12 protein-coding genes and 1 tRNA gene are annotated in these 15,189 nt (G+C 36.3%); 6 read left to right on the top strand and 7 right to left on the bottom strand.

The features are described 5' to 3' along the window. Positions 1 to 55 precede the first annotated feature (55 nt). The 4 genes from C0975_RS09150 to aspS all read right to left on the bottom strand — a co-directional run bounded on the left by C0975_RS09150 (position 56) and on the right by aspS (position 3,989). Positions 56 to 796, bottom strand: coding sequence for a YebC/PmpR family DNA-binding transcriptional regulator (locus tag C0975_RS09150; RefSeq protein WP_101776076.1), 741 nt, complete (start codon positions 794 to 796; stop codon positions 56 to 58). A gap of 48 nt (positions 797 to 844) precedes the next feature. Next, on the bottom strand, positions 845 to 1,297 hold the full coding sequence (nudB, locus tag C0975_RS09145) for a dihydroneopterin triphosphate diphosphatase (protein WP_101776154.1): 453 nt from the start codon (positions 1,295 to 1,297) through the stop codon (positions 845 to 847). Positions 1,298 to 1,307: 10 nt separating this feature from the next. Continuing rightward, positions 1,308 to 2,087 carry an RsiV family protein gene (locus C0975_RS09140; RefSeq protein ID WP_101776075.1) on the bottom strand — a complete coding sequence of 260 codons (780 nt, stop codon included), beginning with the start codon at positions 2,085 to 2,087 and terminating at the stop codon, positions 1,308 to 1,310. 132 nt (positions 2,088 to 2,219) lie between these two features. Continuing rightward, the gene (gene aspS, locus C0975_RS09135) at positions 2,220 to 3,989 is read right to left on the bottom strand and encodes an aspartate--tRNA ligase (protein WP_101776074.1); all 1,770 of its coding nucleotides are present in this window, start codon (positions 3,987 to 3,989) and stop codon (positions 2,220 to 2,222) included. Positions 3,990 to 4,209: 220 nt separating this feature from the next. On the opposite strand from aspS, the gene C0975_RS09130 reads away from it, so the two are divergent. Beyond that, a complete protein-coding gene (locus tag C0975_RS09130) occupies positions 4,210 to 4,728 on the top strand; it encodes an isoprenylcysteine carboxyl methyltransferase family protein (protein ID WP_101776073.1) in 519 nt (172 codons plus the stop codon). A gap of 64 nt (positions 4,729 to 4,792) precedes the next feature. Beyond that, positions 4,793 to 5,518, top strand: coding sequence for a carboxy-S-adenosyl-L-methionine synthase CmoA (cmoA, locus tag C0975_RS09125; protein WP_101776072.1), 726 nt, complete (start codon positions 4,793 to 4,795; stop codon positions 5,516 to 5,518). Positions 5,519 to 5,564: 46 nt separating this feature from the next. Here the strand turns inward: cmoA and C0975_RS09120 are convergent, their stop codons facing one another. Then, a complete protein-coding gene (locus C0975_RS09120) occupies positions 5,565 to 8,039 on the bottom strand; it encodes a GDYXXLXY domain-containing protein (protein WP_101776071.1) in 2,475 nt (824 codons plus the stop codon). Between the two features lie 121 nt (positions 8,040 to 8,160). Between C0975_RS09120 and gloA the strand changes: the two genes are divergently transcribed. From gloA to priC, 4 genes are all read left to right on the top strand, one after another. Continuing rightward, positions 8,161 to 8,568: a lactoylglutathione lyase gene (gene gloA / locus C0975_RS09115; protein ID WP_101776070.1), complete on the top strand. Its 408-nt coding sequence runs from the start codon at positions 8,161 to 8,163 to the stop codon at positions 8,566 to 8,568. Positions 8,569 to 8,647: 79 nt separating this feature from the next. Further along, positions 8,648 to 9,298: a ribonuclease T gene (rnt, locus tag C0975_RS09110; RefSeq protein WP_101776069.1), complete on the top strand. Its 651-nt coding sequence runs from the start codon at positions 8,648 to 8,650 to the stop codon at positions 9,296 to 9,298. Positions 9,299 to 9,435: 137 nt separating this feature from the next. Next, positions 9,436 to 10,794 (top strand): Na+/H+ antiporter family protein, encoded by a 1,359-nt coding sequence (locus C0975_RS09105; RefSeq protein WP_101776068.1) that lies wholly within the window; start codon positions 9,436 to 9,438, stop codon positions 10,792 to 10,794. A gap of 44 nt (positions 10,795 to 10,838) precedes the next feature. Then, positions 10,839 to 11,387 carry a primosomal replication protein PriC gene (gene priC, locus C0975_RS09100; RefSeq protein WP_101776067.1) on the top strand — a complete coding sequence of 183 codons (549 nt, stop codon included), beginning with the start codon at positions 10,839 to 10,841 and terminating at the stop codon, positions 11,385 to 11,387. 360 nt (positions 11,388 to 11,747) lie between these two features. On the opposite strand, the gene C0975_RS09095 is transcribed toward priC, so the two are convergent. Further along, positions 11,748 to 11,837: transfer RNA gene (locus C0975_RS09095), tRNA-Ser, on the bottom strand. 142 nt (positions 11,838 to 11,979) lie between these two features. Continuing rightward, the gene (gene rne, locus C0975_RS09090) at positions 11,980 to 14,991 is read right to left on the bottom strand and encodes a ribonuclease E (RefSeq protein WP_101776066.1); all 3,012 of its coding nucleotides are present in this window, start codon (positions 14,989 to 14,991) and stop codon (positions 11,980 to 11,982) included. Positions 14,992 to 15,189 lie beyond the last annotated feature (198 nt).

Genomic DNA, 15,189 nt, shown 5'->3' with positions numbered 1-15,189 from the left:
TTTATGCATCTTTTCGACAAAATCGTATTAAATAAGTTCTTATTTAATACAAAATTTATAACATTGCTGCAACTTCATCGCTAATTTCACCATTATGATATACATTTTGTACATCATCGCAGTCTTCTAGCATATCAATAAGCTTTAATAGCTTAGGGGCGTTTTCCGCATCTAATTCAACTGTTGTCGATGGAATCATTGTCACTTCAGCATTAACAATTTTAATTCCGGTAGATTCAATCGCATCACGAACCACACCTAATTCTTCCCATGCCGTATACACTTCAAAGCTACCATCTTCTTGTAGCTGAACATCATCAGCACCAGCATCAATTGCAGCTTCCATAATACGGTCTTCATCACCAGAACTAATTAAAATCAATCCTTTTTTACTAAATAAGTAGCCAACTGAACCTTCAGTACCCAAATTACCACCACATTTAGTAAAACTTGGTCGAACCTGTGAGATTGTACGATTCGCATTGTCACTTAAACACTCAACCATTACTGCTGTACCGCCGGGGCCATAACCTTCATAAATTTTAGTTTCCATATTGGTATCATCACCGCCACCAACACCACGCTCAATGGCTCGATTAATCGTATCACGCGTCATATTACTCGATAAGGCTTTATCTACCGCCGTACGCAAACGAGGATTAGCACCAACATCACCGCCACCTAATTTCGCTGCGGTGACTAACTCACGAATTAATTTTGTAAAAATTTTACCACGTTGCGCATCTTGCGCTGCCTTACGATGCTTAATATTTGCCCACTTACTATGGCCTGCCATTTTTAATTTTCCTCTTAAAGTTTAATAAAATAAGTACAATGATTCTTATCACATATTGTTTGCACTTAATTTGAATAAATATTTCTCAATCAAAGCACTATTATTCCATGACTTTGTCAATTTAGTAGCTTCAGATATAGAAAGCCATTGAAACGCTGTGTGTTCTGTTAATACTGGTATTCTTTCGTTAGGTAAAGCTAATAAGAACCAATGTTCAATACTATGTGTAATATTCGGTGCGTATTTATAACGAAAATGTGGAAATATTTCAAACTCTACCCACTCATTACAATCAAAAAGGGAAAGCCCCTCAGCAATCACATCAATACCAATTTCTTCTTTTATTTCTCTAAGTGCCGCTTGCATTGGCAATTCATCTGGTTCTAAAGAGCCTGTTACTGATTGCCAAAATGTCGGATCATCCTGACGCTGTAACATTAATACACGGCGTGAAGCTTGGCAATAAACAACAACTAAAACACTATTTGGATTTTTATACATTTCGATAGCATCAATGTAATAATTCTGGCTTAACAATGCCTTTTAATTGAGAGTAAGGTAACACTAAATCAATTTCCCCTTCTGCATAAGAACCTAATGCATAAACTGGATAACGGAAAACTAATCCATTAATAGTAAAAACAAAGTTATTTGTTGCTTGTAACTCATCATTCTCTCTATTTTCAGTGATGCCTAATTCATTTAGACGAATCATATTTTTATCGCGTAATAATTTTGTCAATGCTGGCAGTTTATCTGATGAAATAAGTAAGTCATCCAGCTGATAGATAACTTTATCTATTAAATCAATATTTAAAAACTGAGTATCATACATACCATAAGCACCACCTGTGTAATAACTAGTTATTACAGAAAATGTGGCTAAACGTCCACGTTGTCCAATAAAATGAATTTCACGCGTATAGTCCCAGCCTTGATTAATTTCCAACTCAGGTAACACATCGTTGAACCATTTCTGTACTAATTGTTCGATACCTTGTTCAGATGATTTGGTTTCAGTTAATACACTTAATGTGAGACTATCTAAGAACTGATTCAGCCACTCTAAATTTGTCTTTTGCGAGATCAAGCTTAAACTTGCACAATGCTCCTCGATTAAATCGTCTTCAATCGCAGCATGAATACATTGAAGACGTTGTGCTAAAATATGAAAATCAGATTGGATCGCCACAACTTGATTAGTAGTAGGAGAGCCTTTATGGACAAATGGTAACTTATCAAAACAAGCACTTAATAAAACTGTGATAAACAATAAGATACTTTTACGCATAAAATATCCCTTAAATTATTTTCACCCTCTAATATCTTATGGAATCCCTAAAAAACCCGATAAAGCATAAAAATGTTATTTATCTGACCAGTACGCTTTAAAAGTGCAGTCAAAATTGACCGCACTTTAAATCTATTGCTCTGCTTTAATAACTTGTACAGCTAATTCATTAAGTGCCTGTGGATTAGCAAAGCTTGGTGCATCTGTCATTAAGCACGCCGCTGCCGTTGTTTTCGGAAAAGCGATCACATCACGAATATTTTCCGTACCTGTTAACAGCATAGTTAAGCGATCTAAACCAAATGCTAAACCTGCATGTGGCGGTGTACCAAATTTTAATGCATCAAGTAAGAAACCAAACTTCTCACGCTGCTCTTCCTCATTAATACCTAAAATACGAAATACTGCTTGTTGCATATTAGGATCAAAAATACGAACAGAACCGCCACCGACCTCATAACCATTAATAACCATGTCATAAGCATTTGCTACAGCACGAGTTGGATTTGCTTCTAGTTGTGCTGGACTAAAATCTTTTGGTGATGTAAATGGATGGTGCATTGCAGCCAAACCACCTTCATCATCACGCTCAAACATAGGGAAATCAATAACCCATAATGGTTGCCATTCCTCTAATTTAGTCAAGCCTAGATCACGACCTAATTTCAAACGTAATGCTCCCATCGCATCTGTAGTGACTTTATAGTTATCAGCACCGAAGAATAAAATATCTCCATTTTGCGCTTGGACGCGCACTAAAATTGCATTTAACACATCTTCAGACAAAAACTTAGCAATTGGACTTTGCACACCTCCCATGCCAGCTGATAAATCATTCACTTTCAGCCATGCTAAGCCTTTCGCACCATAAATACTCACGAATTGAGTATACTCATCAATTTGTTTACGCGTAATTTCAACACCATTTGGCACTCTAATCGCAGCAATACGACCATTTGGATCATTAGCTGGTCCATTGAATACGTTAAACTCAACGTCTTGCAATAAATCTGCGACATCCACCATTTCTAATGGATTACGTAAATCAGGTTTATCAGAACCAAAACGACGCATTGCTTCAGAAAAAGTCATGATTGGAAATTTACCTAAATCAACCCCAATAGTATCTAACCACAAACCATGAATCATTTTCTCCATGATTTCGCGTACTTCTGGTGCGGTTAAAAAAGAGGTTTCTACATCGATTTGGGTAAATTCAGGTTGGCGCTCTGCACGTAAATCTTCATCACGGAAGCATTTCACAATTTGGTAATAACGATCAAAGCCTGACATCATTAGCAATTGCTTAAACAATTGTGGAGATTGAGGTAAGGCATAAAATTTACCTTTATGTACACGACTAGGGACTAAATAGTCACGTGCACCTTCTGGCGTTGCTTTAGTTAACATTGGCGTTTCAATATCCAAAAAGCCATGCTCATCCATAAAACGGCGAACAAAACTGGTAATTTTTGCGCGTGTTTTTAAACGTTGTGCCATTTCTGGGCGACGTAAATCCAAATAACGATATTTCAAACGCTGCTCTTCGGTATTATTTTGGTTAAAGTCTAAAGGTAATGGCTCTGAGCTATTATAAATAAAAAGCGATTTTGCTAATACTTCTACTTCACCTGTTGCCATATTCTTATTGATCTGATTATCTGGACGGGCAATCACTTCCCCTTTAATTTGAATACAGTACTCATTACGCAAACTTGCCGCTAGACTCAATGCTTCTTGATATTTAGGGTCAAAACAAACCTGCACAATACCTTCACGATCACGCATATCGATAAAAATTAATCCACCTAAATCACGGCGACGATGAACCCATCCACTTAATGTCACTTCTTGACTAATATTGCTACGGTTCAAGCTACCGCAATAATGTGTACGCATCATTTCAAAAATCCTTTGTCTTATAAATCATGAGAAAAAATTGCAACAATTATAGCGGAAAATGAGCGGAGAGAAAAAGATTATTTCTGTAGGAGAAATGGCGAAAAAATAAGTAAAACTAAGCTTGGTTTCGATTAAATTTGCAGACTTTTAATGCACCTTCTACTCATTTTTGTTATATTGACTCACTTCATAGGAGTTTAATCTAGTTAAGGATGACAGTATGTTATTTATCAATCTCACTTTTATACTTATTTTAGCCATTCGTTTTTATAGTCTATCCATTTCTATTCGCAATGAAAAAGCACTGATAGCAAAAGGCGCAATACAATACGGAAAACGCAATTCAACTATATTATCTATGGTACATGTGTTGTTTTATCTCGCTGCAATTAGTGAAGCTAATTATAACGGCATCACATTGAATACAGTATCCCAAATCGGATTAGCGATACTTATATTTGCAATTGTGATGTTATTTTATGTCATTCATGAATTAAAAGAAATTTGGACTGTTAAAATTTATATTTTGCCTGAGCATAAAATCAATCGTTCTTTTTTATTCAAATATGTACGCCACCCAAATTATTTCTTAAACATTATTCCCGAACTCATTGGTTTGTGTCTATTTTGTCAAGCTAAATACACAGCAATAATTGGTTTACCTATCTATTTAGTAATTTTAGCCATCAGAATTAAGCAAGAAGAAAGCGCAATGACCCACTTGTTTAAAACCCAATAATTTATTTGTGATAGTATAAAACTTCTTCTAAAATGACCGCACTTTTGATCGGATTTTAAAAACTATGGTTAAAGATACGCTTTTTTCTGCGCCTATTGCTAAATTAGGTGATTTCACTTTTGACGAAAGTGTAGCAGAAGTTTTTCCAGATATGATTCAACGCTCGATTCCAGGTTATTCCAATATTATCACTGCAATCGGCATGCTAGCTTCTCGTTTTGTCACTGCTAATAGTAATGTCTATGATTTAGGCTGTTCACGCGGTGCAGCTACACTTTCTGCACGACGTCATATTGACAAATCTGGCGTTAAAATTATTGGTGTAGATAACTCATTACCAATGGTAGAACGTTGTCGCCAACATCTTAATGCTTACCAAAGTACCGTACCAGTAGACATTCTTTGCGATGATATTCGTCATATTCAAATTGAAAATGCCTCAATGGTAATCTTAAATTTCACACTCCAATTTTTGCCTCCTGAAGATCGTTGCGCACTATTAGAAAAAATTTATCAGGGTTTAAATCCAAATGGTGTATTAGTATTATCCGAAAAATTCCACTTTGAAGATGAGAAAATTGATAATTTACTGATTGATTTACACCACCAATTTAAACGTGCTAATGGATACAGCGAATTAGAAGTAAGCCAAAAACGTACTGCACTTGAAAATGTGATGCGTACAGACAGTATTCTGACACACAAAACTCGATTAACGGCGGTTGGATTCAATCAAGTGGAATTATGGTTCCAATGCTTCAATTTTGGTTCTATGATTGCAGTGAAATAACACAATTTGCGACAAAAGAAAGGCGGTATGAAAACCGCCTTTCCGCTTATAATGGGTTTAAATTTTTATCTAACAATTGAAATAACAAAGCTTTACCATTTTTAAAACGATATTCCGCATATTCAGCCTGAGCATAATATTCACCTTTCCCTTCTGCGAAAAAGTAATCTTGGCTTGGTAAGCGAGGCCACCATTGTGCTACGTTAATTGGCAAATAAATATCTGGTGTACAACCTTCAAAGTTTGTGGGTATATCTTTTTGTAAACGACATAACGTAGTTATCCCCAATTCATCACGTTTCAATAGCGCATACACAAAAGAGGCACCTTCAGGAGGATCTTCATACCATGCATTACGAATATCTTGCAATATTTCATAATTCAAGCTCATGTAATCCCCTTGCATTAAAGAACGCGGATCAACAGGTGCTGTTTTTAAAATAATAGATTCACCAGTAGTTAAAACATCTTCATATTTATGAATGCTATAACTCGTAGTCAAACCGATAGCTAATGCCGTTATTGCTGTCAACATGACTCTAATTAACAAAGTTTTACGATTTGGTACCGTACTTTCAGCTCGTTCTTCAACCATTTCTTGGCTTTTTATGTGGCGTATTAAAATTAACGTAAAACATAACCAAATAATACTTAACAGCATCAATAAAAAAGATTTATATAATAATGGTATAGTCAGTAAATAATAATAAGCGGCTAAATTTGTCACTACACCAAATACAGCAACTACAAATAAAATACGACTTACACTTAAATAAGCTAATAACAATAATGCAATGCAAGCTAATGTCTCATTTGCGGCAATAAAACTTAAACATAGCAACACAATAGCAAAAAATAAGATCGTCTGTAATTTTTTGCTTAATGCAAAACGTCTACTGAGTAAAAGAAAAAAGATAATTGGTGTAATCGAAAGTAAGAAAGTTAAACTCTTTAGTAACCAAACATCGCGATTAAAATGAGTAAAAAAATAAACCGTAATGATATCAAACCAATCAAATAAACTTTTAATGTCAGGTAACTCTGCCACTGGCTCAAAGAATTCCCAATTTTTGAGAATATCCAAGTTTGGTAAGCTCAAACCGATTAATAATGTAGACCAAGCGATCGGCAATAGGATAATTCCACTTTTACTTTCACTATTGATTGCACAGTAATAGTAAAGTGCTAATCCCAATATCATCAGCCATTGCCGCGTTGATAACACAAATTGATTCGGTAAATTCCCTTCATCGATGTACCAACCAAATTCAAAAAAACCTAAATAATGGAGAAATGCGATAATGACTAGAGCACTAATAAGAAAACGCAACCAATTTGCAGTACGTAGTACATAGAAAAAAACAGAAATAATCAGCATTAAGGCAAAATAAGCTTCTGATTTCGCTTCAAACAAAAAGAAAATAAAATAAATAATCAAACCAATCGCTGACAACATATCAATGGCAATATAAAGCAACTCATTCTCTTCTTTTTGGCTAAAATGCATTATGCTAGTAATGATAAGCAATGTGAAACTGAGATAAATTAACTCATGCTCATCATCTAATAACTCAAACGTAAAAATGGCTGTCGCTAAAAATAATCCCGTACAAAATAAGATTAATAAAATAAATAAAGGATAAATATGCCATGTTACTTTTTTAGCTATTGGATTATGTGCTTTAAACCATTTGGTTAGAATGATAATCCCACCGATTGTTGAAGCAAAAGCCAATATAGTGACTAGAAATATACCTGAGAAAAAATCATTGCCTGATTCTACTAATAATTTCACATGGAAACTGATAATGGCATAGATAAATAAAATGATTAAATTGAGGAAATCAAAACGACGCTCTTTATAGTAATAAATTAAGCCCGCAACAATTAACCAAGAAATGATGACAGCATTACTGCGAAACATTAAGGATAAAAAAGATCCTACTAAACTCAGCATTAATAATTTTGGCAGCACTCGCCAATTTGTATCTTTTAGCTTTTCACCAAAATATTCATACAGCACCAATAAGATTAAATTAAGCCCAATGAGAAGACTATCTAAATTGTTACCAACAATGTGGTCCGCTAAAATCAATGCTGTATTTGACGTGGTAGCGAATAACAACGCGCTTGCGATATTAGGAAATAAAATCAAAAATGGAATTTGGCATAATGACCAAATAGCAAATAACTCCCAAGGATCTGCCCCAGTTTGGTATGTTTGCCCAATTAATGCAAATAAACCTCCAAGAAAGACAAGTGATAAAAACGAAAAAATCAGTGAAAAAAGCGCTGAACTATTGGCTTTTTTCGCTTCCCGATAATAAAAAAATAACCCTAGACCTACAGTAATAAAAAATAAAGCTTGAATACCATAAAGCTTTTGAAATTTAGAAAAATAATCCCAATTTGCAGCAATCCAGGTAATTACGCCACTTGAAAAGAAACCTGCACTTAATAATGCAAATAACAGCGCTAAATACTTCTGCCAAGATAAATTAAACAATGTCGTCTGTTGCATCTGTTTTTCCTTATTCTTGAGAATATAATGATTTTTCACCTCGATTATGGCATAATCTTACTCAATTTTGACAACGACTTTACATACTTTTTAACTAGTTAACACAAATTTGGAGTAATTTATGCGCATTCTACACACAATGTTGCGTGTAACTGATTTAGCACGCTCAATCAAATTTTATCAAGATGTATTAGGTATGCGTTTACTACGCACGAGTGAAAATGAAGAATACAAATACACACTTGCATTTCTAGGTTATGACGATGAGAGCAAGGCTTCTGTATTAGAATTAACCTATAACTGGGGCGTAACAGAATATGAGCTAGGCACAGCTTATGGGCATATTGCAATTGGTGTAGATGATATTTATGCGACTTGTGAAGCTGTTCGTAATGCTGGAGGTAAAATTACACGTGAACCAGGTCCAGTAAAAGGTGGTAAAACAGTGATTGCCTTTGTTGAAGATCCTAATGGTTATAAAATTGAATTTATTGAAAATAAGAGTGCTCAAGCAGGCTTAGGTAACTAAGCTTAAGTGCGGTCAATTTTTGAAAAGTTTTGATAGCGTGGCTTTGTCCACGCTATTTACTTGAATATAGGATAGTAATGTGACAGAAATCCAAACTGAATCAACCACTAATTATAATTTATTAAAAAATCGTTTTCGCGGTTATTTTCCGGTAATTATTGATGTCGAGACTGCGGGCTTTAATGCTAAAACAGATGCATTGTTAGAGCTTGCTGCGATCACAGTAAAAATGGATGAAAATGGTTTATTAATGCCAAATCAACGATGCCACTTCCATGTTCAACCTTTTGAAGGTGCTAATATCAATCCAGAATCATTACAATTCAATGGCATTGATATTCATGATCCTTTGCGTGGTGCTGTCAGCGAAACACATGCTATCACTGAATTATTTAGAATGGTTCGTAAAGGACAAAAAGAAGCTGAATGCCAGCGTGCAATTATTGTTGCACACAATGCTGCCTTTGACCAAAGTTTCCTCATGGCAGCAGCTGAACGTACTGGTATAAAACGTAACCCATTCCATCCTTTTGGACTATTTGATACCGCAACCTTAAGCGGTTTCATGTTTGGGCAAACTGTATTAGTAAAAGCATGCCAAACTGCGAAAATTGCCTTTGATGGCAAACAAGCACATTCTGCTTTATATGATACTGAACGTACTGCCGAATTATTTTGCTACATGGTCAATCACTTAAAAAGTCTAGGTGGCTTCCCACACCAAATTTAAAATTTTCTAAAAACAGACCGCTCTTTTTAGCAAAATCTAAATCAATTTTGCCATTTTGCTAAATCGAGTCTAGACAAATTATTTTTTTTTAGTAAATTTAGAAATTCTTTCTAAAAAATAACCAAAGGACAAACACAATGTTAATAACAAATCCAGTCGTGATTTCTATTGTCGTTTTACTTGTTTTAAGTCTGTTGCGAATTAACGTAGTCATTGCGCTGGTTATTTCCGCATTAATAGCAGGTTTAACGGGTAATCTTGGCATCAGCGAAACAATTAAAACCTTCACTAATGGACTTGGTGGTGGTGCCGAAGTTGCAATGAACTATGCTATCTTAGGTGCTTTCGCTGTTGCAATTTCCAAGTCAGGCATTACAGATTTATTAGCTTATAAAGTAATCAAACGATTAGGCAATACACCAACCAGTCGCTCAATGGCAGGTTTTAAATATTTTATTTTAGCTATACTCGCTTTATTTGCTATTTCATCACAAAACTTATTACCTGTGCATATTGCATTCATTCCGATTGTGATTCCACCGCTACTTGCAATCTTTAATAAATTAAAACTTGATCGCCGTGCAGTGGCTTGTGTATTGACATTTGGTTTAACGGCAACTTATATGTTATTACCTGTCGGTTTCGGGAAAATCTTTATTGAGAGTGTATTAGTCAAAAATATCAACCAAGCTGGGGCAGCTCTAGGTTTACAGACTTCTGTTGCAGAAGTATCACTTGCAATGGCAGTTCCTGTTGTTGGTATGATTTTAGGCTTGCTTACCGCCATTTTCATTAGCTATCGTAAACCAAGAGAATATGCCGTCACACACAGCGAAATCAGTACGGCTGACATAGAAGCACATATCGCCAATATCAAACCCTTTCATGTTGGAGCCAGCTTAGCTGCAATCATTGTGACTTTTGGATTACAGCTGTTTACTAGCTCAACTATTATCGGTGGTTTAGCAGGCTTAGTTATTTTTGCTGTATGTGGTATTTTCAAACTGAAAGAAAGTAATGATATTTTCCAACAAGGCTTACGTTTAATGGCAATGATTGGTTTCGTCATGATTGCGGCTTCTGGCTTTGCCAACGTGATTAATACAACGGGCGGAGTAACCAGCCTAGTACAAACTTTCAGCCAAGGTTTAAGTGCTGACAGCAAGGGATTGGCCGCATTTTTAATGCTATTAGTTGGTTTATTTATCACTATGGGTATCGGCTCTTCATTCTCAACCGTACCAATTATTGCGTCAATTTACGTACCACTATGCATATCGCTAGGCTTTTCACCACTTGCTACAGTATCCATCATTGGAGTAGCTGCCGCATTAGGTGATGCCGGTTCACCAGCATCTGATTCTACGTTAGGACCAACTTCTGGTTTAAATGCTGATGGTAAACATGATCATATTTGGGATTCTGTGGTACCAACATTTATCCACTACAACATCCCACTCATTATTTTTGGCTGGTTAGCAGCTATGTATCTCTAACAAACAATCCTCCTCTTGGGGAGGATTTTTCATGTAAAAATGCGATGACCAAAACAGAACTACTTCAATCTTTAACAAACAAAGTAAATCAACTGTATACACAATATGCTCAACGTACTGAGCAAAAATTACAGACTAAATTTGATCCTCAGTTATTTAGTGAAAATGGTCAATCTTTCTCATTTTATTATCAAGAAATACAACAAACACTAAGACACCTTGCTGGTGTAACGGAAAATGATCTCAATCTAGCCATTTTTTTTGCAGAAAAACTATTATCTCAATGCGCTGCACTTTCTGATGCATTAAATCCAATTCCAATTAAAACCACGCCAACAAAACAAACAAGACAAATTGCACAAAACATTCATCAACTGCCACCTCGCGAGCGCTTAGAAAAATATTATGCCGCCCTCCAAGCGTTGAACGAAAAAATTACTCAACAAGAGGATGAAAAACGTAAGGCACAAGATCACAATGAAAAAGCTTATTTAGTCCAAAAAATCGCCTTCACTAAACAACGTCGTGAAAAATGTCTCATGGCAATTGAAGTATTAGAGGAATATTTGGTATTTAAACAAAATCAAATCTAATTCTTGGATAGTACCTACCCAAAGCATTATATGAAAGACCTAATCTGTGCTAAGTAGCTTAACAAGCTTACTTATCACGCTCTACAAGATGAACGTAACAAGCGGAAAATACGCATAGCAGACCGTACTTTATCCTCTCTAGAATAGAAAAAAGAAACAACCGTACGTTAAAAGTACACTGTACTATTTATTACACATTCAGACATCGCAAAAAGTAATCCTCCTACGGTAATAAAACCAATTTGGAGAGAAAAGTAATTAGCCGTTAACTTAGCAGTAAAAATCCACTTTCAGGGAAGTAAATTTAGTCGACAATAAAAAACCGTAAGTTTTATCAACTTACGGTTTTCTAAAATTTGATGGCGGAGGAAGTGAGATTCGAACTCACGGAGGGCGTAAACCCTCGCCGGTTTTCAAGACCGGTGCCTTCAACCACTCGACCATTCCTCCATGATTTAAGCGAGGTGAATAATACGGATTTTGTTGTTCTAAGTCAAGCAATTAAATTAAGATTTTTATTCAATTGCTCTAATTTAGAACAACTCGTACATTTCATCTTACAATCTCAATCAGAAACTGTAAAAAACCTTGTTTAAGCTTGACTTTCAGCCCTTGTTGGTACCGCATACACATGGCTAATTGCACTATGATGTCCTGCTGCTCCTTTACCATGGAAGTAATAACGTGATTCAGCCCAAATCTCAATTTGTGATGACATAGGCTCAATCTCACTTGTTGCCTGAGCTAAAGTCATTTCAGCTTTAGTATGTACAACAGCTGAAATTGTTCCTAAGCGCCCAGTAAAGTTAAAAGTGCGGTCAGAATCTGGCATAATTTTTATGTCTGCCTCTGCAGGTAATACTTGCACATCATCTACTGGAATACTCAATTGCTCGACTTGTTCTACAACAACATCAACTAGTTTAGTAATTGATTCAACAGGCTCAATAACAATACGTTCAACTGTAGATACCTGCCCATCAATTTTTGTATCGACCACAGTCATTTCAACTAATGGTTGCTCTGCTTCTAAACGTTGTAAAGACTCTTGTACTTTCTTCTCTACAGATTCATTAGCAGGCTGAGTCATAAATGCATTAAATGGTTTTGATGATTTTTCACTACTCTCAACAACTAAACCTGTTGCAGGAATAGTCGCTACAACTTCATCTTTTGGTTGATTTTGTTGCTCTAGCAATTCATCCACTGACAAAAATTGATTTTCTTTAGCAATGACTAAAACATGATTATAATCAATCCACACTTTACCACTAGCCAACTCTGGTGAAGCAACAGCAGCAAACAATGGCATTGGTGATTTACCTTCTTGATGATTACGACGGCGACGCTGATTATTCGCTCGTAAATGACGCGGTAAACGACGGCGAACGTTATCACGACGTTTTTCAGGTTCAACTTCCTCTACCACAACAGTTTCAACTAACGTAACATCAGCTTGTACTGACGTATCAGACTCAGCGGTCAATTTAATCACATCCACCGATATCTCTTCAGAAGTAGTGATTGGCGCTTTTTCTGTAACAACTTCATCTGTAATACGAACTTTCTTACGTAAATCACGACGCTGACGACGTTGTTGGATTGGTTGCTCAGTTTTTTCCACTTCCGTATTTTCGACGACATTTTCTAAAATAGCCTCATTTACAACCGCACTTTCCGTTGTACTTGCTTTACGATTACGCTTATTATTGCGTTCTGAACGTGGACGAACGACTTCCTCAACAATTTCATCATTACGTTTCGAGTTATTTTCGCGTTCTGCATTTTCTGTACGAGAACGACGATTATTACGGCGTTCTTGATTACGACGATTACGATTGTTCCTATTACGGCTATTTTTAGATTTCTCTTCTTCTGCTGGTTTATCCGCAAACATCGCCTTAATTTTGGCAATGATACGTGCAAGTAAAGAAGGTTTGTTATCAACTTTCTTCTCTGGAACTGGTGCAGGCGCAGGAATTGCCATCGAAACTGCTGCCCCCTCTAACGCATTTTCACTCGTCACTGCCGCTGTTTCAGTATTACGTGAAACCAGAGATTCTTCAGGTATAAAATGATCGTCTTGATCTTGATGTAATTTAACTAAGTTATAGCTAAGTTCATTCACTTCTTCACTATCACGAACACGGAAAACACCAAAGTGCGGTGTTTCCATAGCTTCATTTGGTACAACAATAACATCTACTTGATGACGCTTTTCAATACTGTAAATCGCTTTACGCTTTTCATTCAATAAGTAAGACGCGATCTCAACAGGCACAATAGTATGTACTTGTTTTGTATTTTCTTTTAATGCTTCTTCTTCGATAAGGCGTAAAATTGACAAGGAAAGTGACTCATTATCACGAATTTTTCCTGTACCTTGGCAACGTGGGCAAACATGATGTGAAGACTCACCTAACGATGGACTTAAACGTTGGCGTGACATTTCAAGTAAGCCAAAACGGGAAATACGACTAATTTGAATACGAGCACGATCTTGACGTACCGCATCACGAATTCTATTTTCAACTTCACGTTGATGACGGACTGGTGTCATATCAATAAAATCAATAACAATTAAGCCGCCTAAGTCACGTAAGCGTAATTGGCGTGCAATTTCATCTGCGGCTTCAAGATTGGTATTTAAAGCCGTTTCTTCAATATCACCACCACGAGTGGAACGAGAGGAGTTAATATCAATTGCAGTCAACGCTTCCGTTACATCGATCACAATAGAACCACCAGAAGGCAAACGCACTTCACGTTGGAAAGCAGATTCAATTTGTGACTCAATTTGATAGTGACTAAATAATGGTACTTCACCTTGATAAAGTTTAACTCGATGAATAAAATCTGGGCGTACTAACTTAATATGCGCTTTAGCTTTTTCATATACTTTAGGACTATCAATCAAGATTTCACCAATATCACGACGTAGATAATCACGAATTGCACGCACAATCACATCGCTTTCTTGATGAATCAAGAATGGCGCGGGACGATTTTCTGATGCTTGTTTAATTGCTTCCCAATGGTGCAATAGCACTTTTAAGTCCCATTGTAATTCTTCTGGTGATTTACCAACTCCAGCGGTACGCACGATTAATCCCACGTCTTCTGGTACATCTAATGAGCTTAATGCTTCTTTTAATTCTAAACGCTCATCTCCCTCAATACGGCGTGAAATCCCCCCTGCTCTTGGGTTATTTGGCATAATAACTAAATAACTGCCCGCTAAAGAAACAAAAGTCGTTAATGCCGCTCCTTTATTACCACGTTCTTCCTTGTTTACTTGAACGATAACTTCCTGCCCTTCGCTCAAAATATCTCGAATATTTGGACGTCCTTGATAAACATAATCCGCAGGAAAATACTCACGTGCAATTTCTTTTAATGGTAAAAAACCATGACGTTCCGCACCATAATCGACAAATGCAGCCTCCAGACTTGGCTCAACACGTGTGATACGACCTTTGTAAATGTTTGCTTTCTTCTGTTCATGTCCTGGGCTTTCAATATCCAAGTCAAATAAACGCTGCCCATCCACCAATGCAACGCGCAACTCTTCTTTCTGAGTTGCATTAATTAACATTCTTTTCATTATTCGTTCTCTTAACTTTAATTCTGTTGCTTGATTAAAAATAAACGCACTTTTTCTTCGCAATCGACCTCGTGTCTGTTGCCGAATGTCAATCTCTCGACTGTCAACGGCTGGGTGCATTGATTACGTTACTCAAATGAAGTAAAAAACACATTTTTCGTAAAACAGAATCGACCTATAAAAAATGATCCCGCAAGT

It is taken from the genome of Pasteurella oralis (assembly GCF_002850605.1).
GTDB classification, from domain to species: Bacteria; Pseudomonadota; Gammaproteobacteria; order Enterobacterales; family Pasteurellaceae; genus Pasteurella; species Pasteurella oralis.
This window is presented reverse-complemented; position numbering and strand designations above follow the sequence as displayed.